Origin of the sequence: Streptomyces sp. NPDC047982 (assembly GCF_043204165.1) — a bacterium.
In the GTDB taxonomy this organism is placed as follows: Bacteria; Actinomycetota; Actinomycetes; order Streptomycetales; family Streptomycetaceae; genus Streptomyces.
In genome coordinates this window covers 1-19,764 of record NZ_JBIDBS010000019.1, presented here as the reverse complement: position 1 = coordinate 19,764, position 19,764 = coordinate 1, and the positions used below count along the sequence as shown (strand labels likewise).

The following is a 19,764-nucleotide window of genomic DNA, read 5'->3' as shown; positions in this document are numbered from 1 at the left end:
CGATGACGAGCGGGGACACGGCCGACGCACCGGACATGGCGGGTGTGTGACACCTGCCCAAAAGCGCCGTCGACGGGAATGGTGCGATGGCGGGGGCGGTTGTCAGCAGTCATGCCCGACTCCGCCGCTCGTCCTTCCCGTATGCCCCTGGCCGTCTACATCCTCGGTCTCTCCGTCTTCGCGCTGGGCACCAGCGAGTTCATGCTCTCCGGTCTGCTGCCGCCGATCGCCGACGACATGAACGTGTCCATTCCTCGTGCCGGACTCCTCATATCCGCCTTCGCGATCGGCATGGTGATCGGCGCCCCGCTGCTCGCCGTGGCCACGCTGCGGCTGCCCCGCCGCACCACACTCATCTCGCTCATCTCCGTCTTCGGCCTCGGACAGGTCGCGGGCGCGCTGGCACCGACGTACGAGGTGCTGTTCGCGTCGCGCATCGTGAGCGCCTTCGCCTGCGCCGGGTTCTGGGCGGTGGGTGCGGCGGTCGCCATCGCAATGGTGCCGATGAACGCCCGGGCCCGCGCGATGGCCGTGATGATCGGCGGCCTGTCGATCGCCAACGTGCTGGGCGTACCCCTGGGGGCCCTTCTTGGTGAGAACCTCGGCTGGCGCTCGGCGTTCTGGGCCGTGGGCGCGGCGTCCGCCGTGGCGCTGGTCGGGGTGGTGACGCTGATCCCGCGCATCCCGCTGCCGGAGCGCAAGCCGCCGCTCAAGCAGGAGATGGCCATCTACCGGGACCGTCAGGTGTGGCTGTCGATCGTGATCACGGCACTCGCCGCGGGCGGTGTGTTCTGCGCGTTCAGCTACCTGGCCCCGCTGCTCACGGACGTGGCCGGGCTGGACTCCGGGTGGGTGCCGACCGCGCTCGCGCTGTTCGGGATCGGCGCGCTGGTCGGTACGGCGATCGGCGGCCGGGTCGCGGACGCGCATCTCTTCGGGGTGCTGATGAGCGGCATCGCGGCCTCGACGGTGTTCCTGGTCGCGCTGGCGCTGTTCGCCTCGTCCCAGGTGGCTGCGATCGGGCTCTCGTTCCTGCTGGGAGTGTCCTCGTTCTACACGGCCCCGGCGCTCAACGCCCGGATGTTCAACGTCGCGGGCGCCGCACCGACGCTGGCCGGTGCGACGACGACCGCCGCGTTCAACCTGGGCAACATGGGCGGCCCCTGGCTGGGCGGTGCCGTGATCGACGCCGATCTCGGATTCACGGCGACCGCGTGGGCGGGTGCGGCCATGACCGTGCTGGCACTGGTGGCCGTGGTGTTCTCGCTGAGGCTCCACGGGCGTGGGGGCAGGTCCCTGCGGGTGGCCGGCTCGCCCGCGGCTTCGGCATCGGTTTCGAATTCGGAGGTGGGCCTGGAGGTGGGCCTGGAGACGGGAACCGCCGAGGTCCGGCCGTCAACCGGAGCCTGACTCCCTGATCTGCACCGTGCGCCTGCCCGGACAGGAGGGGAGGCGCACGGGCCGGACAGTGGGTTTCTTGGGGTCTCGGGTGTCCCGGAGGCCCCGGCCGTCCGGGTGCCCTGGGCGCCGCTGCCGCACCGAGCCCCCGGATGCCCCCGAGCGTCCCGGGCATCACCACCGCGCCAAACGTCCCGGGTGCCCCGGCCGTCCCGACCGTCCCGGGGCGGGGGTGATCCGGCGGACCCATTCCGCCGGCGCGGAGCCCCGTCCCCTCAGCGCGGGCCCGTCCCCTCAGCGCGGACGTGGGACGGGGCCCGGGGACGGGGCCGGGCGTCCCTTCGGACGTCGCAGCCCGGCGTCCGTGAGGCGGCGGACGAGTTCCTTCGAGCCCACCTCCTTCGCCCCGGCGCGCACCGCGTCCTCGTAGCGCGACTCAGGAACGTCGTAGTGGTCCCGGTCGAACGCGCGGACCGGGCAGCCGATGGACGCCGCGAAGGCGTGCAGTTCCTCGAAGGACACGTCGCTGACCAGGTGCGACCAGAGCCGCCCGTGCCCCGGCCACTGCGGCGGGTCGATGTAGACCGTCACCGGCGCGGTATCCCGCCCAGCGAACCGACCGGCGCCACGGCGACGGCCGCCTTGGTGCACACCCAGTGCGGGTCCGGTCCCAGTTCCGGTTCGACGTCCAGGGCGTGCGGGTCACCCGCGTCGCAGACCGGGCACAGCGGCCAGCGCCCGTATCGTTCGAGCAGCGCGTCCTGAACGTCCTGCGCGACCAGACCGACGACGAACGCGACGCCTTCCGGCCACTGCTCGACCCACCAGCGTCGATGCGTCACCGCGTCCTCGACCAGCGAGACGATCCCGGCCTCGGCGACGTCGCCCGCAGCGAGATCGGCCATCACCAGCGCGCGGGCCGTGTGCAACGCCTGCTCCAAGGGATTCATCTCCATACGCCCATTGTCACCCGGCCCCCGAACGGGCTTCTCCCGTCGGCACCGGGCGCGGAGCCGGAAACCGACGTCCGGGCACGGGACCGGAAACCGACGTCCGGGCACGGGAGCCGGAAGGGGGGTTGACGGGCCCTCGGATTGAAAATATCTTTCAAATGTGACCAACGACCTGAAGGAAAGTTTCAGCGCCGATTCCCCGCCCGCCCCGGCGGCCCTCGCGGCCAAGGTGCGTACGCTCGCGCCGTCCATGACCCGCTCCATGCAGCGCGTCGCCGAGGCCGTCGCGGGTGATCCCGCCGGTTGCGCCGCCCTGACGGTCACCGGTCTCGCCGAGCTCACCGGCACCAGCGAGGCGACGGTGGTCCGCACGGCCCGCCTCCTCGGCTACCCCGGCTACCGCGATCTGCGCCTCGCCCTCGCCGGCCTCGCGGCGCACCAGCAGTCGGGCCGGGCCCCGTCCGTCACCGCCGACATAGCGGTCGACGACCCCATCGCCGACGTGGTCGCGAAGCTGGCCTACGACGAGCAGCAGACCCTCGCCGACACGGCCGCCGGGCTCGACACGGTCCAGCTCGGTGCCGCCGTGGCCGCCGCCTCCGCCGCGCGCCGCGTCGACATCTACGGCGTGGGCGCCTCCTCCCTCGTTGGCCAGGACCTGGCGCAGAAGCTGGCCCGTATCGGCCTGATCGCGCACGCGCACACGGACCCGCATCTCGCGGTGACCAACGCCGTACAGCTGCGTTCCGGCGATGTGGCCATAGCGATCACGCACTCCGGCTCCACCGTCGACGTCATCGAGCCGCTGCGGGTCGCCTTCGACCACGGCGCGACGACGATCGCGATCACCGGCCGCCCCGACGGCCCGGTGACGCAGTACGCCGATCACGTACTGACCACGTCCACCGCCCGGGAGACCGAGCTGAGACCCGCCGCGATGTCGAGCCGTACGAGCCAACTCCTCGTCGTCGACTGCCTGTTCGTGGGGGTCGCGCAGCGCACCTACGAAACGGCCGCCCCCGCCCTCGCCGCCTCCTACGAGGCACTGGCCCACCGCCACACACCGCGCCCGCGCTGACGGCGTCACCGACACCTCACGGCACATCCGTACCGCGACCACCCGCACCGCGGTTACCCGCCCCGCCTGACCCGGCCCCCAGGCCCCGCACACCGCGAAGCCCTACGAGACCAAGGCCCCGCGCGGACGCGAAGCCGTGTGAGACCAAGGCCCGACACCACGAAGCCGCACGAGACCGAGAAAGAGAAAGCAGAGCCTTCCTCCATGACCCCCACGACCGACGCCGACCGTACGGGCGCCGAAGCCCCCACCTCCGCCGGGTACGGAGATCTCCGCGCCCAGCTCGACACGCTCACCACCGAGGCGTTCCGCCCGGAGCTGGCCGAGATCGACCGGTTGGGCACGCTCGAAATCGCCCGGATCATGAACGGCGAGGACCAGTCGGTTCCGGCCGCCGTCGGTGCCCGGCTGCCCGAGATCGCCGCCGCGATCGACGGAACGGCGGAGCACATGGCCCGGGGCGGCCGGCTGATCTACGCGGGCGCGGGCACCGCGGGCCGGCTCGGCGTGCTGGACGCGAGCGAGTGCCCGCCCACCTTCAACACCGACCCGTCCCAGGTCGTCGGCCTGATCGCGGGCGGCCCGTCCGCCATGGTCAAGGCCGTCGAGGGCGCCGAGGACAGCAAAGAGCTGGCAGCAGCCGATCTGGAAGCCCTGGGGCTCACCGCCGACGACACGGTGGTCGGCATCTCCGCCTCCGGCCGTACGCCGTACGCGATCGGCGCCGTCGAGCACGCGCGCCGCAAGGGGGCGCTGACCATCGGGCTGTCCTGCAACGCGGACTCGGCGCTGGCCGCCGCCGCCGAGCACGGCATCGAGGTCGTCGTCGGCCCCGAACTGATCACCGGCTCCACCCGGCTCAAGGCGGGTACGGCGCAGAAGCTCGTCCTCAACATGATCTCGACGATCACGATGATCCGGCTCGGCAAGACGTACGGGAACCTGATGGTCGACGTCCGCGCCTCCAACGACAAGCTGCGTGCCCGCTCCCGGCGGATCGTCTCCCTCGCCACCGGCGCGTCCGACGCCGAGATCGAGGCCGCGCTCGCCGCAACCGACGGCGAGGTGAAGAACGCCATCCTCGTCATCCTCGGCCGGCTCGACGGGCCCACGGCCGAGAGCCTGCTGGCCGCGTCCGGCGGCCACCTCCGGGCCGCCCTCGACGCCGCCCCGCACACCACCAGCACCACCAGCACCACCAGCACCACCAGCACCACCTGAACCATCAGCACCACCCCCGCACAGCAAGGCACCCTGCACCATGGCACCAGAAGACAAGAACCGCGCCACCGCCGCCGCGATCCTTCCGCTCGTCGGTGGCGCCACGAACGTCGATTCCGTCGCCCACTGCATGACCCGGCTCCGGCTGGGTCTGCACGACCGCTCGCTCGTCGATGACAAGGCCCTGAAGGCGATACCCGCCGTCATGGGCGTCGTCGAGGACGACACGTACCAGATCGTCCTCGGCCCGGGCACCGTCGCCCGGGTCACGCCAGAATTCGAACGGCTGGTGGAGGCGGGCAGGGAAACCGCGGCGCCCGCGTCCGCCCCCGCCTCGGCGCCCGCGTCCGCCCCCGCCTCCGCTTCGGCGTCGGCGTCGGCGTCCGCGGAGGAACTGGCCGCTCAGGGCGCGGCGATGAAGGCGGCGCGCAAGACGAAGAACGCGACCCCGTTCAAGCTCTTCCTGCGCCGGATCGCGAACATCTTCGTCCCGCTGATCCCGGCACTCATCGGCTGCGGCATCATCGCGGGTCTCAACGGCCTGCTGCTGAACCTGGGCTGGCTGACCTCGGTCACGCCCGCGCTCGCCGCGATGGCGTCCGGGTTCATGGCGCTGATCGCCGTGTTCGTGGGCTTCAACACGGCGAAGGAGTTCGGTGGTACGCCGATCCTGGGCGGCGCGGTCGCGGCGATCATCGTCTTCCCGGGCGTCGCGAACATCGAGGCGTTCGGCCAGAAGCTCTCGCCCGGTCAGGGCGGCGTGCTGGGCGCGCTCGGGGCGGCGGTGCTCGCGGTGTACGTGGAGAAGTGGTGCCGTCGCTGGGTGCCCGAGGCACTGGACGTCCTGGTCACCCCGACACTCACGGTCCTGATCTCCGGCCTGGTCACGATCTTCGGCCTGATGTTCGTGGCCGGTGAGATCTCCACCGCGATCGGTTCGTTCGCCGACTGGCTGCTCGCCAACGGCGGTGCGGGCGCGGGCTTCGTGCTCGGCGGTCTGTTCCTGCCCCTGGTGATGCTGGGCCTGCACCAGGCGCTCATACCGATCCACACCACCCTGATCGAGCAGCAGGGCTACACGGTCCTGCTCCCGATCCTCGCGATGGCGGGCGCCGGCCAGGTCGGGGCTGCCGTGGCGGTCTACTTCCGACTGCCCCGCAACGGCTCGGTCCGCCGCACCATCAAGTCCGCCCTCCCAGCCGGTCTGCTGGGTGTCGGCGAGCCGCTGATCTACGGTGTCAGCCTCCCGCTGGGCCGCCCGTTCATCACCGCGTGCGTGGGCGGCGCGTTCGGCGGAGGCTTCATCGGCCTGTTCAACCAGCTCGGCGACAAGGTCGGCTCCACGGCCATCGGCCCGTCCGGCTGGGCCCTGTTCCCGCTCCTCGACGGCAACCACGGTCTGGGCAGCACCGTCGCGATCTACGGCGGCGGGCTCGTGGTCGGCTACCTGGCCGGGTTCCTCGCGACGTACTTCTTCGGCTTCAGCAAGGACCTGCTGGCCGAATTCAACGTCTCGCAGGAACCAGCGGGCGCCACGGCCTCCGGCGCCCCCGGCACCACCACGGGCGCCCCCGGCACGACAACGGGCGCTCTGGGCACGACGACGGCCCCGGGCCCGGAGCAGGCCAAGGAGCCCGCGGGCCTGTGACCAGGTGAAGGTGCCCACACCCGTGTGGCAGGCGCACCGACTTCCGCCGTCACGACTCGTCGCGGTCAACAAGATGACGGCCCTTGCCGGAACGGCCCCTCGCGGCCCAGCGAGGACGGGAAGCGCAACTCGTCGTGAGAGGAGTGTCGGTTCTGCGGTCCAGACGACGAGCTGTTGTTCGGGGTAACCGGCGCAGGTGAGGCGTTCCCAGCCGAGGGCCGGCTCACCGGCTACAGGGGGCGCAGCACCTTGCTGAGCCTCAGCAGTCCCGGAGCGGCGCGTTCGGCTTCGTCACCCGAACGTCCGAGGCGGCCCGGTGACACACCCCCGCAAGGCCCAGGTCGGTTCCCTTCACGGTGTCGGCCTGGGCCATCTGCGCGCCCCGCGTTCAGCGCGGGAGCCGCCCCTCCCGGTTGATCTCCGTCACCCGCGCCCGCAGCGCCAGCCCCGGAGGGGCCGCCCGTACGAGGTGCGGCGGACAGTCCCACTCCGCCCCGCCGCCCGGCGCCCGCAGTTGTACGTACGGCCCGACGCTCCCCATCACGCGCCCCACCCGTCCGTCCCGCGCATCCACCGCGAACGTCCCGGGCTCAGGCACCCCCGAGGCCCCTGCCGCCTCTGGCGAACCCTGCGCACCATGCGCCGCCTGCGCACTCCGCGCCCACTGGGCACCGGACTCGACATCCTCACCAGTCATGTCCGGCTCACCGGTTCATGTCCGGCCCTCCCCTGCCCCTCCAGCACCGCGCTCAGCCGCAGCGCCGTGTCGAGGTTGCATCGGCCTAGCTCCACCAGCGGCACGGAATCACTCCCGGCACACGACACCGGATCGACCCGCAGCGATGGCAGCGTGATCCCCACCCCCGAAAAACCCTCTTTCAACCGTGCCACCACTTCCTCCGCCGCCCGCACTTTCCCCGCCGCCGCTTCGCGCCGTTCCATCGTCGTCATGATCCATACCTTTCCACTCTACGTAATGACAATGCATACCCAGAGTGTCCAACGCGCGGCAGGCCCGGAAGAGGCGCAGAACCAACAACCGCACGTGTGTCACAGGGAGTTGTCAGGCGGCCGAGGCCCCCGGTGCTCGCGCTCCCGGCGCCGTCAGGCTCGGCCCGAAGGCGGGGCCCTCGAAGCCGGGGAGCCGGTCGTCGTGGACGTGGAAGTACGCCTCGATGTCGGAGTGGGCATCGACCTCGCCCAGGGTCCAGGACCCGTGGAGCAGGACGCCTTCGAGGCGGTCGTCGGCCTGGGAGATCCGCCGCAGCCGGGCGATGCGGTCGTCCGGGGCGGGCGTGCGGAACGAGCGGACACCGGTACCGGCCTGGTCGAGGGTGTGTTCGTTCCGGCCGGGCCCGGCGGCGCCCACGGTGTACTTCTTCCACTCGCCGCCGAGGGCTTCCACCTCGGACAGGAAGGAGCTCTGGCCGAAGGTGAAGCCGATCGCGAGATGGCCCCGGCCCATCGTGTCGCGCAGGAACGCCCCCATTCCCCGGTTGCGCCCTTCCCGTCACCGCTCCCCGTCACCGCGCCCCTGGCGCCCGCTCCTGCTCCTGCTCCTGCTCCGGCTCCGGCGCCGGCTCCTGCTCCGGCTCCGGCTCCGGCGCCGACCACAGGTGCCCGAGCGCGCCGAGCACGAGCCGACAGACGTCCTCCGGTTCCGCCCCGGCCAGGGGCTCGCGCGCCACGACCGTCCGCATCAGGCCGATTCCGAGCAGCCACGCCATGGCCAGTTCCGCGCGCAGGGCGCCGTCCGACGTGCCGGAGAGCCCGGCCAGCGCCTTCTGGTACTCCTCGCCCAGCTCCCGCAAGGTTCCGGCCGACTCGTCGCCCTGCCCGATGGACCGGAGGTAGACCTCCAAGGTGCGGTCCCCCGTACCATCCGCGCTGCGGGTCAGCATCGAGCGCAGGGCGGTCTCGAAGAGTTCCTCGGGCGGGGTCGCACGCAACTGCTCCAGTCCGCCTTGGGCCAGGACCTCGGTGAGCAGCCCCTGCTTGGACCCGAAGTACCGGAACAGCAGCGCCTGGTTGACCCCGGCCCGTGCCGCGATGCTCCGTACCGTCGTCGCCTCGTAGCCCTGCTCGGCGAACAGGTCGTGGGCCGCGTCCAGCAGACGACGGCGCGTGGCGGCGGCGTCCCGCCGGCGCTCCTGGGACGGCAGGGCGGGGGCGGACTCCATGTCGGCCTTCCTCTCGGGCCTCTCGGACCTCTCGGAGCGGCCCGTAAGAATAACGGCCGTAATGGGTCGTTGACCTTCCGTACGGCCACTCCTACTTTTGTAAGCAGCCGCTTACATCCTGGAGAGCCGCTACCCACCGGAGGTCGTAGTGACCACTGCCGATGCCACTCCCCTCGCCTATCCCTTCAACACCGCCGCAGGGCTGGAACTCGCGGAGGAGTACGAGCGCGTACGCGACCAGCCCGGCCTCTTACGCGTCCAGATGCCCTACGGCGAACCGGCCTGGCTCGTCACCCGGTACGCGGACGCCCGGCTGGTCCTCGGTGACCAGCGCTTCAGCCGGGCGGCGTCCGTCTCGCGCGACGAGCCCCGGCAGTCCGAGGGGCAGCGCGACAGCGGAATCCTCAGCATGGACCCGCCCGACCACACCCGGCTGCGCTCCCTGGTCGCCAAGGCGTTCACAGTGCGCCAGGTGGAAAAACTCCGGCCGCGAGTACGGCAGTTGACATCCGACCTGCTCGACGAGATGGAGGCGGCCGGTCAACCCGCCGACTTGGTCGACCTGTTCGCGCTCCCGCTACCGGTCGCGGTCATCTGCCGGATGCTGGGCGTACCCACCGAGGACCGTCCGAAGTTCCGCGTGTGGAGCGACGCCGCTCTGTCGACAAGTTCGCTCACCGCCGAGGAGTTCGACCGCAACCGCGAGGAACTGCGCGCCTATATGGCCGAGTTGATTGCGCAGCACCGCGAGGCGCCGCGCGACGACCTGATGACGGCCCTGATCGAGGCCCGCGACGGCCAAGACCGACTCTCGGAACTCGAACTCGTCGATCTGTGCGTGGGCATCCTCGTGGCCGGGCATGAGACCACGGCGTCCCAGATCCCCAACTTCGTACTCACCCTGCTGGATCACCCGGACCAGCTGGCCCGACTCAGGGCCGAACCCGGACTCATCCCGAACGCGGTCGAGGAGCTGCTGCGCTTCGTGCCGCTGGGGAGCGGATCCGGTCAGGCCCGTTACGCCACCGAGGACGTCGAGGTCGGCGGAACACTCGTCCGGGCCGGGAGCCCGGTCCTGGTCGCCATCGGCGCGGCCAACCGGGACGCGTTGCGGTTCTCCGCCCCGGGCGTGCTGGACATCGCCCGCGAGAGCAACCAGCACCTGGGATTCGGCCACGGCGTGCACCACTGCCTCGGCGCCCCGCTCGCCCGGCTGGAACTCCAGGAGGCGCTGAGCGCCCTGATCGCCCGCTTCCCGGGACTGCGGCTGGCGGACGACGTGACATGGAAGTCCGAGATGCTGGTGCGCGGCCCGCGCGTCATGCCGATCGGGTGGTGACCGGCATGGCCGATGTCACCAGGTGGAACGTACGCGTCGATCCGGAACTCTGCCAGGGGTCGGGCATGTGCGCCGGAACGGTCCCCGAGGTGTTCGCACTGGACGGACAGCGCGACGGACGGGAACACGCCCGGGTCAAGGCCGACGGGACAGAGCCGGACGAGCGGGTCCTGGACGCCGCCGACATCTGTCCCGCGCTGGCGATCACCGTGCACGACGGCACATCCGTCATCGGCCCGCGCCGCGACTGAGCCTCCCGGCCACGGCACCGGGGCCGTGGCGCGGCTGAACGCCGCCCGGCACGCCGAGCCCGGTCGATTTTGTCGTACATCTCCAGCGCCGCCGCCCGTTCCGGCAGCGTCTGCCACCCGCCGTCGGGAAGCGGACGACACGCCGCTCGGTCGGCGGCCTCCGCACTTCACCGGCCGCCCCCACCAGAAGCCGTCCAGGTCCGCGGCGGCCCGGGCCGGGGCCGGGCCCGGGCCGCGTAGGCCCGCGCGTACTCGACGGCGAGCAGCCCCCCGAGGGAGTGGCCCACCACCACGGCCTCCGGCACACCGTTCGCGTTCAACGTGTCGTCTCTGTGCCACACCACGGCGGGGGGTCGCCGAGTGCGGAATGTCGGGAGAACGGCCCTGCCCCGGAAGGTCGACGGCGAGGAGGCGATGCCCGGCTCGGAGCAGCGTGGCCGAGGCGTCCCCCTTACGTGATAGGTGAGTTCCGTCCCGTCGGTGGCGGTGAACGTGGGCATGACGTCGTCCTCGCCACCCGCGATGTCCGAAAGCGGCTCCCACCTGGGAGTGGTTTGATCCACTTCCGCCACCCGACCGCTACTCTTCGTGTTCACCATGGCGCCTGTTGTGACGAACCGGCCCAAAGGGGAACGACCTGTGTCCGAACCGACCCGCGAGCAGATCGCCTCGGCACTGCGGAGCAAGCCTCCCATCGCCCTGACTCCCGGTCTCCGTCTGGAGGCCGAGCCGCACGGCGCCCTTCCGCTGCCGCCCAGCACCGTGTGGGACCTGCCCCGCGGCACCGCCTGGGTGTATTTCGGCGAGGGGCACCGGGATCTCGTACGGCCCGTGATCCTGGCCGACGGATTCAACACCGGGCCGAGCAGCCTGGATTTCTCCTGGGAGGTCTTGGAGTTCGGCGACTACGCGCTCATCAGCGAACTGCGCCGCCGAGGACACGACGTCGTCCTGCTCGGATTCCACGAGCGCAGTGCGTCGATTCTGGACAATTCCCGGACCGCGCAGGCCGCGGTCATGCGTGCGATCGCGGAGCGACGGGGCGACACGCCACTGGCCGTCGGCGGGTTCAGCATGGGCGGCCTGGTCACCCGGCACGCGCTGGCCAAGCTGGAGTACCAGCGCGTGGACCACCAGACCGCGTTGTACTTCTCGTACGACAGCCCGCATCGCGGGGCCTGGGTCCCGATCGCGCTCCAGGCGTTCGCGCACTACATCAGGGTGCTCGACAGCCGGTTCTCCGACCAGATCAACAGCCCGGCCGCCCGCCAACTGCTGTGGCGGCACATCGGGGAATGGAACGGGACACCGGCGCGGAGCGACGAACGCGCCGCGTTCCTCGCCGAGATGGGGAGCATCGGCGAATGGCCGCGCAGGCCGCGGCTGATCGGGGTCGCCAACGGCGCGGCCGACGGCACCGGCACCGATGTCCGGGCCGGCGAACTGGCCCTGGAGGGCAAGGGCCTGTCGGTCGTCGGCACCGAGCTCTACACCCAGGCGCCGGGCGACGCCGAACTCGTCGCGAAGCCGAGGGTGGTGACGCTGAAGGGCGACGAGGTGCGCACGTTTGGGCTCCCGTCCATCGACGGCGCCCCCGGCGGTTCGTTGGAGGGCTTCGGCATCCTCGCCGACGGTTTCAACGCCCTGAATCCGATCCTCGGCTTCAAGACCGACGTCCGTATCCGCTCGCACTGCTTCGTACCGTCCGTCAGCGCGGTCGACATCCGCGACCTGGACACGGACGAGGATCTGTACGCGGACATCTCCGCGCTCCCGCCCGAGGACAGCGGGCTCGACGAATTCAAGCTCGCCTCCCGGAACGAGGGCCACACCCTCGTGACGGAGGAACTCTGCACCTGGCTCCTCGACCGGCTTCCGTGACGCCGGTTGCTTCGACGTGACGTCGGTACCTCCATAGCGGCGACAGCGGCATTGGCGACGACGGAGACGACAGGGACGATGCCCCCGGACGCGTGGCCCCCTGACACGTGGCCGGACGCGTGCTCTCCTGACACGTGGCCGCCGGTGGTGGTGCGGCGCTGATGCGTCGCCGATACGGCGCAGGCCCCCGGGACCAGAAGGTCCCGGGGGCCTGCGCGACAGCGAAGCTGTGCCGGACTACCGATCCCGTGGGATCAGAAGTCCATGTCACCGCCCGGCATGCCGCCCGGAGCGGCCGCGGCGGCCTTCTCCGGCTTGTCGGCGATGACGGCCTCGGTGGTGAGGAACAGCGCGGCGATGGACGCGGCGTTCTGCAGCGCGGAGCGCGTGACCTTCGCCGGGTCGAGGATGCCCTCGGCGATCATGTCGACGTACTCGCCGGTCGCGGCGTTCAGACCGTGGCCGACGGCCAGGTTGCGCACCTTCTCCACGACGACGCCGCCCTCGAGACCACCGTTGACGGCGATCTGCTTCAGCGGGGCCTCCAGGGCCAGCTTGACGGCGTTGGCGCCGGTCGCCTCGTCACCCGAGAGCTCCAGCTTCTCGAAGACGGCCGATGCCTGGAGCAGCGCCACGCCACCACCGGCGACGATGCCCTCCTCGACGGCGGCCTTGGCGTTGCGCACCGCGTCCTCGATGCGGTGCTTGCGCTCCTTCAGCTCGACCTCGGTCGCGGCACCGGCCTTGATGACGGCCACGCCGCCGGCCAGCTTCGCCAGGCGCTCCTGGAGCTTCTCACGGTCGTAGTCCGAGTCGGAGTTCTCGATCTCCGCACGGATCTGGTTGACGCGGCCCTGGACCTGGTCACTGTCACCGGCGCCGTCGACGATCGTCGTCTCGTCCTTGGTGATGACGACCTTACGGGCGCGGCCGAGCAGGTCGAGACCGGCGTTCTCCAGCTTGAGGCCGACCTCCTCGGAGATGACCTGGCCACCGGTGAGGATGGCGATGTCGCCGAGCATGGCCTTGCGGCGGTCACCGAAGCCCGGGGCCTTGACGGCGACGGACTTGAAGGTGCCGCGGATCTTGTTGACGACCAGGGTCGACAGGGCCTCGCCCTCGACGTCCTCGGCGATGATCAGCAGCGGCTTGCCGGACTGCATGACCTTCTCCAGCAGCGGAAGGAGGTCCTTCACGTTGCTGACCTTGGAGTTGACGATGAGGATGTACGGGTCGTCGAGGGACGCCTCCATACGCTCCATGTCGGTGGCGAAGTACGCCGAGATGTAGCCCTTGTCGAAGCGCATACCCTCGGTGAGCTCCAGCTCCAGACCGAAGGTCTGGGACTCCTCGACGGTGATGACGCCTTCCTTGCCGACCTTGTCCATGGCCTCGGCGATGAGCTCACCGATCTGGGTGTCGGCGGCGGAGATGGAGGCCGTGGAAGCGATCTGCTCCTTGGTCTCCACGTCCTTGGCCTGCTCCAGGAGAGCGGCGGAGACGGCCTCGACGGCCTTCTCGATACCCCGCTTGAGGGCCATCGGGTTGGCACCCGCGGCGACGTTGCGCAGACCCTCGCGGACGAGAGCCTGGGCGAGAACGGTGGCGGTGGTCGTACCGTCGCCGGCGACGTCGTCCGTCTTCTTGGCGACCTCCTTGACCAGCTCCGCACCGATCTTCTCGTACGGGTCCTCCAGCTCGATCTCCTTGGCGATGGACACACCATCGTTGGTGATCGTGGGGGCGCCCCACTTCTTCTCAAGGACGACGTTGCGACCCTTGGGGCCAAGGGTGACCTTGACGGCGTCAGCGAGCTGGTTCATGCCGCGCTCGAGACCGCGCCGGGCCTCCTCGTCGAACGCGATGATCTTGGCCATGTGAAGTGGTCCTCCCGGACAGGGGTGGATTTTCTCCGGACCGAGTGGCGCCCGCGACGGACGGCCTGCATCCCGGTGGTTCCTTGCCCCACCGGAGCTGCGGACCTCACCGGCCCGGCCCAAGTTCTGTCACTCTCACCCGGAGAGTGCTAACGCCAATGATTAGCACTCGACCCCCGAGAGTGCAAGCGTCCCCCTCGGGATGTGGACAACCCCGGACGCCGGATCCAGGCGGAGGGCGGACGCCCCGGAACCCGTACGGGCGCGCGGTCCCGGCCGGTCTCCCGCCGCGCCGACCGCCCAGGAACGTTTCTGGATGGTCGGGCTCCCGGAAGGTTCCGGGAACGCGCGAAGGGCCCGCCCCTGGGTGATCCCCCGGGTACGGGCCCTCCGTACGTGAGTGGTGTCGTCGGTGGCCGACCGCGCCGAACTCAGCCGACGGCGAGCTTGACCATGTCCGCCTGCGGCCCCTTCTGGCCCTGCGAGATCTCGAACTCAACTCGCTGACCCTCTTCGAGGGTGCGGTAGCCGTCCATCTGGATCGCGCTGTAGTGGACGAAAACATCCGCACCACCGTCGACCGCGATGAAGCCGTACCCCTTCTCCGCGTTGAACCACTTGACGGTGCCCTGAGCCATGCCTAACTCCCCTATTACTGGCCCTTGCGCAGGACCGCACTTCGCGGACCCGGGTCAGAACTCACCCTCCGACAGGAGAGGGTGTGTGCGCCGGAACGCGTCGACCGCGGCTGAATGTATCTGCCCAACTGCCCTCTGCAACAGGTCAGTCGGACGAGAAATCTGGGCAGCACCGATCGCCCGGAACTGAAGAATTCACAAGATCCCGGGGCAAGTCGGGCCGGGCAAAGGTGACTTATGACGCAGGAAGATCGCACACTTTGGCCACTTCTTATCGTGACCGGGCGCATTCTCATGGGCGGGCGGCACGTGAAGCTGGGGGGACTTCCCCCACTCTACCGCGCTCAACCCTGCAGAATTGCCCCCTCCGCTTTCTCTCGGAGAGGGCAATTCGGATAACCCGTGAAGCCGTTGACCAACCGGCGGCCGACCGTTGACCGGCCTGCGACCAGCCGCGGCGCGTGGAGCCGTCGGGCCGTCGGGCCGTCAGCAGCCGCCCGCGACGGCGGGGATGATCGAGATACCGACGCCGTCCGGGGTCGCCGTCTCCAGGCCGTCCTCGAACCGCACGTCGTCGTCGTTCACGTAGACGTTCACGAAGCGGCGCAGCTTGCCCTGGTCGTCCAGGACGCGGGCGGCGATGCCCGGGTGGTTCGCCTCCAGGGACTCGATGACCTGGGAGAGGGTCTCGCCCTCGGCCGGGACCTCGGACCGACCGCCGGTGTAGGTGCGGAGGATGGTGGGGATGCGGACCTTGACGCTCATGGTGGGTATGCCTTCCTTCGGTCGCGGTGGGGATCAGGCGGTGGCGAGGCCGGCGGCGCGGAACGCGTCCAGGCTCGGGCGGATCGTCGCGGTCGCCTGCGAGGTGGTGGCCACCGCGTCCAGGGTCTTGAGGCCGTCACCGGTGTTGAGGACGACGGTGGCCAGCGACGGATCGAGCACCCCGTTCTCGATCAGCTTCTTCGTCACGCCGACGGTCACCCCGCCCGCCGTCTCGGCGAAGATGCCCTCGGTGCGGGCCAGCAGCTTGATGGCGTCGACGACCTGCTCGTCGTCGACGTCCTCGACCGCGCCGCCGGTGCGCCGGGCGATGTCCAGGACGTACGGGCCGTCGGCCGGGTTGCCGATCGCCAGGGACTTGGCGATGGTGTCCGGCTTCTGGGGCCGCACGACGTCGAGACCGGCCTTGAACGCGGTGGAGACCGGGGAGCAGCCCTGGGCCTGGGCGCCGAAGATCTTGTACGGCCGGTCCTCGACCAGACCCAGCTTGATCAGCTCCTGGAGCCCCTTGTCGATCTTCGTGAGCTGCGAGCCGGACGCGATCGGGATGACGATCTGGTCGGGCAGTCGCCAGCCGAGCTGCTCGCAGATCTCGTACGCCAGGGTCTTGGAGCCCTCGCCGTAGTACGGGCGCAGGTTGACGTTGACGAAGCCCCAGCCCTCCCCGAGCGGGTCGCCGATGAGCTCCGAGCAGAAGCGGTTGACGTCGTCGTAGGTGCCCTCGATGCCGACCAGCTCACCCCCGTACACCGCGGCCATGACGACCTTTCCCTGCTCCAGGTCGTGCGGGATGAACACGCAGGAGCGCAAGCCCGCGCGGGCGGCGGCGGCGCCCACGGCGCCGGCGAGGTTGCCGGTGGAGGAGCAGGAGAGGGTGGTGAATCCAAAGGCTCGGGCGGCTTCGACGGCGATGGCGACGACCCGGTCCTTGAAGGAGTGGGTCGGGTTGCCGGAGTCGTCCTTGACGTACAGGCCGCCGGTGACGCCCAGCTCGCGGGCGAGGTTGTCGGCCTTGACCAGCTTGGTGAAGCCGGGGTTGAGATTGGGCTTGTCCGCGACATCGGCGGGGACCGGCAGCAGCGGCGCGTAACGCCAGATGCTGTTCGGTCCGGCCTCGATACGCTTCCTCAGCTCCTCCGGGGAGCCGGCCGGCAGGTCGTACGCCACTTCGAGCGGCCCGAAACAGGACGCGCAGGCGAAGAGCGGTCCGAGCGCGAAACGCTCGCCGCACTCGCGGCAGGAGAGCGCCGCCGCGGGACCGAGATCGAGGTCGGCGGGCACGGTGCCGACGGAAGAATCGGCGTCGGAGGAATCGGCGGCGGAAGAGGTGGTGTTCGCTGGAGCGGTCGCAGCGGTCTGCACAGCCATGATGGCGGAGGCCCTTTCTCCTCATCTTCCTTGCGACGCGTTTCGTCGCAAGCCGGAATTGGCACCTTCCCCACCGTGACCTCGCGGTCGGCAGGAGGGTTGCCGGGACGTCAACGGGCCGTTCCCTCAGTCCCTCTGGATGAGCGCTGTGGCACTGGAGCGGTGCTCCAGGCATTTGTCGGCGGACCGACCCCGGCATGCGACGGTCGTCCGCGTTGTTCAAGACTGTAACCGAAGCACCGGACGGTTGAGATGGTCGTCCGAACCGCGAGATGGATCACATACAGGGAGTATCGACCGTGCTGGAAGAGGTCGAACGCTGGCTGACCAGGCGTTCCTGGTCGGCCGCCGACCGTCCGCTGGACAGCCTCCTGGCCGCCAAGGCGAAGGACCCGCGGCGCGGGAGCGTGAGCGTCGTCCTGCCGGCGCTGAACGAGGAGGCGACGGTCGGCGGGATCGTCACGACGATCCGGCGCGAGCTCATGGAGAAGAGCCGGCTGGTCGACGAACTCGTGGTGATCGACTCCGGCTCCACGGACGCCACCGCGAAGGTGGCCGGGGAAGCCGGTGCCCGGGTGGTGCACCGGGACGACATACTCCCCCGGATACCCGCCGTGCCCGGCAAGGGCGAGGTGCTGTGGCGCTCGCTCCTGGTGACGCGCGGTGACATCGTCTGCTTCGTCGACGCCGATCTGAGGGAATTCTCGGCGGACTTCGTCTCCGGCATCGTCGGCCCGCTGCTGACCGACCCGGAGGTGTGCTTCGTCAAGGCGATGTACGACCGGCCGTTCGGCGACGGCCCCACCGGGCCCGCCCTCGGCGGCGCGTCGGGCCAGGGGGGACGGGTCACGGAACTGGTGGCCCGGCCGCTGCTCAATCTGCACTGGCCGCGACTGGCCGGTTTCGTCCAGCCGCTGGGCGGCGAGTACGCGGCACGCCGCTCCCTGCTGGAACAGCTGCCCTTCCCCGTCGGGTACGGGGTGGAGCTGGGCCTGCTCGTCGACGCACTGCACACGGTGGGACTGGACGCGCTCGCGCAGGTCGACGTGGGCGTGCGCCGACACCGCCACCAGGACGGCCAGGCGCTCGGCCGGATGGCGGCTGCGATCTACCGGACCGCCCAACTCCGCTTGTCCCGCGGGCATTTGGTGCGCCCCTCGCTGACCCAGTTCGAGCGCGGAAAGAACGGTTTCGTACCGCGCACCCATGCGGTGGACACCGAGGAGCGTCCGCCGATGCGCGAGATCGAGGAGTATGTCTCGCGCCGCGCCGCTTGACGGTCCCGCCCCGTACGGCGGTCCCGGCACCGCGTGACGGGCCCGCCCCGCTTGACGGGCCCGCCCCGTACGGCACCACGGGTGAACCACGAGGAGCCACGGGAAAGCACAGGCAGCCCCCGGACACGACACCACCCGGATGCCACCTGAATGCCTCCGAACGTCGGCCGGCTTCGCACGTTTGAGTGGTTCGTGATCGGGCTAGATTCCGCAACATGGTCTCCGAGCACGAAGCCCACCCCGCCGAAGCCCGGTCCACCGGAACCGGTACCGCCGGAGTCGGTGGCGCCGAAGCCGGTGTTCTCGTCGCGTCGAACCGCGGCCCGGTGTCGTACACCCTGGGGACGGACGGAACGCTCGACGCGAAGCGCGGCGGAGGCGGGCTCGTCTCCGGGCTGAGCGCCGTCGAGGACAAGCTGTGGGTGTGCGCGGCGCTCGGCGACGGGGACCGTGAGGCGGTCCGGCGCGGAGTCGGTGAGCCGGGCGTGCGGATGCTCGACATCGACCCGGTCGTCCACACGGACGCGTACAACGGCGTCGCGAACTCGGTGCTCTGGTTCGTCCACCACATGCTGTACCAGACCCCTCTGGAACCGGTCTTCGACGCGGAGTTCCGGCGGCAGTGGGCGGCGTTCGAGACGTACAACCGGGCCTTCGCCGAGGCCCTCGCCGAGGAGGCGGGCCGCGGCGCGGCGGTTCTGGTGCAGGACTACCACCTGGCGCTGGTGCCCGGAATGCTCCGCGAACTCCGCCCCGACCTGCGGATCGGCCACTTCTCGCACACCCCGTGGGCTCCCGTCGACTACTTCCGGCTGCTTCCCGATGACATCGCGGAACAACTCCTGCGCGGCATCCTGGGCGCCGACCGGGCGTGCTTCCTCACCCGGCGCTGGGCCGACGCGTTCACCGCCTGCTGCACGAAGTTCCTCGGCGGTACGGGGCGGACCGGGATCGGGGTGCACGGGCTCGGTGCGGACGCCGACTTCCTGCGCCGCCGCGCGCACGAGGCGGACGTGGACGAGCGGATGGCCGCGCTGCGCGAGCAGATCGGCCCCGGACGGAGGACGATCGTGCGGGTGGACCGGACGGAACTGTCCAAGAACATCGTGCGCGGCCTGCTCGCCTATCGCGCGCTCCTCGAGGAACGGCCCGAATGGCGCGAGCGCGTCGTCCACGTCGCCTTCGCCTACCCGTCGCGGCAGGACCTGGCCGTCTACCGCGACTACACCGCCGAGGTCCGGCAGGTCGCCGACGCGATCAACGAGGCGTACGGCACGCCGGGCTGGACGCCGGTCGTGCTCCACGTCAAGGACGACTTCGCACGCTCGCTCGCCGCGTACCGGCTGGCCGACGTCGCGCTCGTCAACCCGATCCGCGACGGCATGAACCTGGTCGCCAAGGAGGTCCCGGTCGTCTCCGACCACGGCTGCGCGCTGGTGCTGTCGCGGGAGGCGGGGGCGTACGAGGAGCTGGGCGGCGACGCAGTCGTCGTGAACCCGTACGACGTGTCCGCCACGGCGCGCGCCCTGCACGAGGCGCTGACGATGGCGGACGGTGAACGCGCCGAGCGCACGCGACGGCTGGCCGCGGCGGCGGTCGCGCTGCCGCCGCAGCAGTGGTTCCTGGACCAGCTGGCCGCGCTGCGCGGCTGACGCACCCGGCGGCGAGCAACGTACGCCCAGTACGAGGACGGCCCTCCGCCTTGCGATGCACCGCACCAGGCGCCGCGGGCCCCGCCCTTCGGGCCGACGACGCTACTTTCGACACACGCCCTAGGTGTACTGCCCTGTGAGGTTGGGGACGCGGCTGGCGGGTGGTTTGCCTTTCAGCGCGGTGTGTCCGCGGTGGTGATTGTAGGTGTGCAGCCAGTCG

General features: G+C 70.5%; 20 protein-coding genes, 1 pseudogene and 1 riboswitch. Of the genes and pseudogenes, 9 read left to right on the top strand and 12 right to left on the bottom strand.

Annotated features, from left to right (window positions below):
• Positions 1-141: 141 nt before the first annotated feature.
• Positions 142-1,410 (top strand): Cmx/CmrA family chloramphenicol efflux MFS transporter, encoded by a 1,269-nt coding sequence (locus ACGF2V_RS22785; RefSeq protein WP_362710962.1) that lies wholly within the window; start codon positions 142-144, stop codon positions 1,408-1,410.
• Between the two features lie 282 nt (positions 1,411-1,692).
• Here ACGF2V_RS22785 and ACGF2V_RS22780 read toward each other — a convergent pair whose 3' ends face one another.
• On the bottom strand, positions 1,693-1,989 hold the full coding sequence (locus ACGF2V_RS22780) for a DUF4031 domain-containing protein (protein ID WP_362627828.1): 297 nt from the start codon (positions 1,987-1,989) through the stop codon (positions 1,693-1,695).
• Positions 1,986-2,354, bottom strand: coding sequence for a hypothetical protein (locus tag ACGF2V_RS22775; protein WP_362627831.1), 369 nt, complete (start codon positions 2,352-2,354; stop codon positions 1,986-1,988). Before ACGF2V_RS22775 ends, ACGF2V_RS22780 begins: the two co-directional genes overlap by 4 nt.
• 157 nt (positions 2,355-2,511) lie before the next feature.
• Here ACGF2V_RS22775 and ACGF2V_RS22770 point away from each other — a divergent pair, with 157 nt between their 5' ends.
• The 3 genes from ACGF2V_RS22770 to ACGF2V_RS22760 all read left to right on the top strand — a co-directional run bounded on the left by ACGF2V_RS22770 (position 2,512) and on the right by ACGF2V_RS22760 (position 6,298).
• Complete coding sequence (locus ACGF2V_RS22770) at positions 2,512-3,429, top strand: MurR/RpiR family transcriptional regulator (protein ID WP_362627834.1); 918 nt, start codon at positions 2,512-2,514, stop codon at positions 3,427-3,429.
• A gap of 204 nt (positions 3,430-3,633) precedes the next feature.
• Complete coding sequence (gene murQ / locus ACGF2V_RS22765) at positions 3,634-4,650, top strand: N-acetylmuramic acid 6-phosphate etherase (RefSeq protein ID WP_362710960.1); 1,017 nt, start codon at positions 3,634-3,636, stop codon at positions 4,648-4,650.
• Between the two features lie 40 nt (positions 4,651-4,690).
• Positions 4,691-6,298 carry a PTS transporter subunit EIIC gene (locus ACGF2V_RS22760; protein ID WP_362710958.1) on the top strand — a complete coding sequence of 536 codons (1,608 nt, stop codon included), beginning with the start codon at positions 4,691-4,693 and terminating at the stop codon, positions 6,296-6,298.
• 388 nt (positions 6,299-6,686) lie between these two features.
• On the opposite strand, the gene ACGF2V_RS22755 is transcribed toward ACGF2V_RS22760, so the two are convergent.
• The 4 genes from ACGF2V_RS22755 to ACGF2V_RS22740 form a co-directional block, all read right to left on the bottom strand.
• The gene (locus ACGF2V_RS22755; RefSeq protein WP_389046378.1) at positions 6,687-6,896 is read right to left on the bottom strand and encodes a hypothetical protein; all 210 of its coding nucleotides are present in this window, start codon (positions 6,894-6,896) and stop codon (positions 6,687-6,689) included.
• A 95-nt stretch (positions 6,897-6,991) separates the two neighbouring features.
• Positions 6,992-7,249, bottom strand: coding sequence for a hypothetical protein (locus ACGF2V_RS22750; RefSeq protein WP_362627843.1), 258 nt, complete (start codon positions 7,247-7,249; stop codon positions 6,992-6,994).
• Between the two features lie 112 nt (positions 7,250-7,361).
• Entirely contained in the window at positions 7,362-7,787 is a 426-nt protein-coding gene (locus ACGF2V_RS22745) for an erythromycin esterase family protein (protein ID WP_362710955.1), read from the bottom strand.
• A 34-nt stretch (positions 7,788-7,821) separates the two neighbouring features.
• The gene (locus tag ACGF2V_RS22740; protein WP_362710953.1) at positions 7,822-8,478 is read right to left on the bottom strand and encodes a TetR family transcriptional regulator; all 657 of its coding nucleotides are present in this window, start codon (positions 8,476-8,478) and stop codon (positions 7,822-7,824) included.
• A 148-nt stretch (positions 8,479-8,626) separates the two neighbouring features.
• On the opposite strand from ACGF2V_RS22740, the gene ACGF2V_RS22735 reads away from it, so the two are divergent.
• Positions 8,627-9,817 (top strand): cytochrome P450, encoded by a 1,191-nt coding sequence (locus tag ACGF2V_RS22735; protein WP_362627852.1) that lies wholly within the window; start codon positions 8,627-8,629, stop codon positions 9,815-9,817.
• 5 nt (positions 9,818-9,822) lie between these two features.
• Positions 9,823-10,068, top strand: a complete 246-nt coding sequence (locus tag ACGF2V_RS22730; protein ID WP_362627854.1) for a ferredoxin — start codon at positions 9,823-9,825, stop codon at positions 10,066-10,068.
• Positions 10,069-10,235: 167 nt separating this feature from the next.
• Here the strand turns inward: ACGF2V_RS22730 and ACGF2V_RS22725 are convergent, their stop codons facing one another.
• Positions 10,236-10,388: a hypothetical protein gene (locus ACGF2V_RS22725; protein ID WP_362710951.1), complete on the bottom strand. Its 153-nt coding sequence runs from the start codon at positions 10,386-10,388 to the stop codon at positions 10,236-10,238.
• Positions 10,389-10,707: 319 nt separating this feature from the next.
• On the opposite strand from ACGF2V_RS22725, the gene ACGF2V_RS22720 reads away from it, so the two are divergent.
• Complete coding sequence (locus ACGF2V_RS22720; protein ID WP_362627858.1) at positions 10,708-11,949, top strand: hypothetical protein; 1,242 nt, start codon at positions 10,708-10,710, stop codon at positions 11,947-11,949.
• Positions 11,950-12,203: 254 nt separating this feature from the next.
• On the opposite strand, the gene groL is transcribed toward ACGF2V_RS22720, so the two are convergent.
• The 4 genes from groL to thrC form a co-directional block, all read right to left on the bottom strand.
• Positions 12,204-13,826, bottom strand: coding sequence for a chaperonin GroEL (groL, locus tag ACGF2V_RS22715; protein WP_073789226.1), 1,623 nt, complete (start codon positions 13,824-13,826; stop codon positions 12,204-12,206).
• Between the two features lie 431 nt (positions 13,827-14,257).
• A complete protein-coding gene (locus ACGF2V_RS22710) occupies positions 14,258-14,464 on the bottom strand; it encodes a cold-shock protein (protein ID WP_003967346.1) in 207 nt (68 codons plus the stop codon).
• Between the two features lie 486 nt (positions 14,465-14,950).
• Positions 14,951-15,229: a ubiquitin-like small modifier protein 1 gene (locus ACGF2V_RS22705; RefSeq protein WP_362627861.1), complete on the bottom strand. Its 279-nt coding sequence runs from the start codon at positions 15,227-15,229 to the stop codon at positions 14,951-14,953.
• A 33-nt stretch (positions 15,230-15,262) separates the two neighbouring features.
• Complete coding sequence (gene thrC / locus ACGF2V_RS22700; RefSeq protein WP_362710949.1) at positions 15,263-16,615, bottom strand: threonine synthase; 1,353 nt, start codon at positions 16,613-16,615, stop codon at positions 15,263-15,265.
• Between the two features lie 18 nt (positions 16,616-16,633).
• A riboswitch (SAM riboswitch) is annotated at positions 16,634-16,761 on the bottom strand.
• Positions 16,762-16,914: 153 nt separating this feature from the next.
• Between thrC and ACGF2V_RS22695 the strand changes: the two genes are divergently transcribed.
• Positions 16,915-17,892, top strand: a complete 978-nt coding sequence (locus ACGF2V_RS22695) for a glucosyl-3-phosphoglycerate synthase (protein ID WP_362627903.1) — start codon at positions 16,915-16,917, stop codon at positions 17,890-17,892.
• A gap of 215 nt (positions 17,893-18,107) precedes the next feature.
• On the top strand, positions 18,108-19,544 hold the full coding sequence (locus ACGF2V_RS22690; protein WP_362627865.1) for a trehalose-6-phosphate synthase: 1,437 nt from the start codon (positions 18,108-18,110) through the stop codon (positions 19,542-19,544).
• A gap of 120 nt (positions 19,545-19,664) precedes the next feature.
• Here ACGF2V_RS22690 and ACGF2V_RS22685 read toward each other — a convergent pair.
• Positions 19,665-19,764: pseudogene (locus ACGF2V_RS22685) on the bottom strand (IS481 family transposase); the annotation flags it as partial.

What these genes read in the sequence shown, in the direction of transcription:
- ACGF2V_RS22785 (WP_362710962.1), top strand. Translation starts at nt 142, where the DNA reads ATGCCCCTGGCCGTCTACATCCTCGGTCTCTCCGTCTTCGCGCTGGGC.
- ACGF2V_RS22775 (WP_362627831.1), bottom strand. Translation starts at nt 2,354, where the DNA reads ATGGAGATGAATCCCTTGGAGCAGGCGTTGCACACGGCCCGCGCGCTG.
- murQ (WP_362710960.1), top strand. Translation starts at nt 3,634, where the DNA reads ATGACCCCCACGACCGACGCCGACCGTACGGGCGCCGAAGCCCCCACC.
- ACGF2V_RS22760 (WP_362710958.1), top strand. Translation starts at nt 4,691, where the DNA reads ATGGCACCAGAAGACAAGAACCGCGCCACCGCCGCCGCGATCCTTCCG.
- ACGF2V_RS22750 (WP_362627843.1), bottom strand. Translation starts at nt 7,249, where the DNA reads ATGACGACGATGGAACGGCGCGAAGCGGCGGCGGGGAAAGTGCGGGCG.
- ACGF2V_RS22745 (WP_362710955.1), bottom strand. Translation starts at nt 7,787, where the DNA reads ATGGGGGCGTTCCTGCGCGACACGATGGGCCGGGGCCATCTCGCGATC.
- ACGF2V_RS22740 (WP_362710953.1), bottom strand. Translation starts at nt 8,478, where the DNA reads ATGGAGTCCGCCCCCGCCCTGCCGTCCCAGGAGCGCCGGCGGGACGCC.
- ACGF2V_RS22730 (WP_362627854.1), top strand. Translation starts at nt 9,823, where the DNA reads ATGGCCGATGTCACCAGGTGGAACGTACGCGTCGATCCGGAACTCTGC.
- groL (WP_073789226.1), bottom strand. Translation starts at nt 13,826, where the DNA reads ATGGCCAAGATCATCGCGTTCGACGAGGAGGCCCGGCGCGGTCTCGAG.
- ACGF2V_RS22710 (WP_003967346.1), bottom strand. Translation starts at nt 14,464, where the DNA reads ATGGCTCAGGGCACCGTCAAGTGGTTCAACGCGGAGAAGGGGTACGGC.
- ACGF2V_RS22705 (WP_362627861.1), bottom strand. Translation starts at nt 15,229, where the DNA reads ATGAGCGTCAAGGTCCGCATCCCCACCATCCTCCGCACCTACACCGGC.
- thrC (WP_362710949.1), bottom strand. Translation starts at nt 16,615, where the DNA reads ATGGCTGTGCAGACCGCTGCGACCGCTCCAGCGAACACCACCTCTTCC.
- ACGF2V_RS22690 (WP_362627865.1), top strand. Translation starts at nt 18,108, where the DNA reads ATGGTCTCCGAGCACGAAGCCCACCCCGCCGAAGCCCGGTCCACCGGA.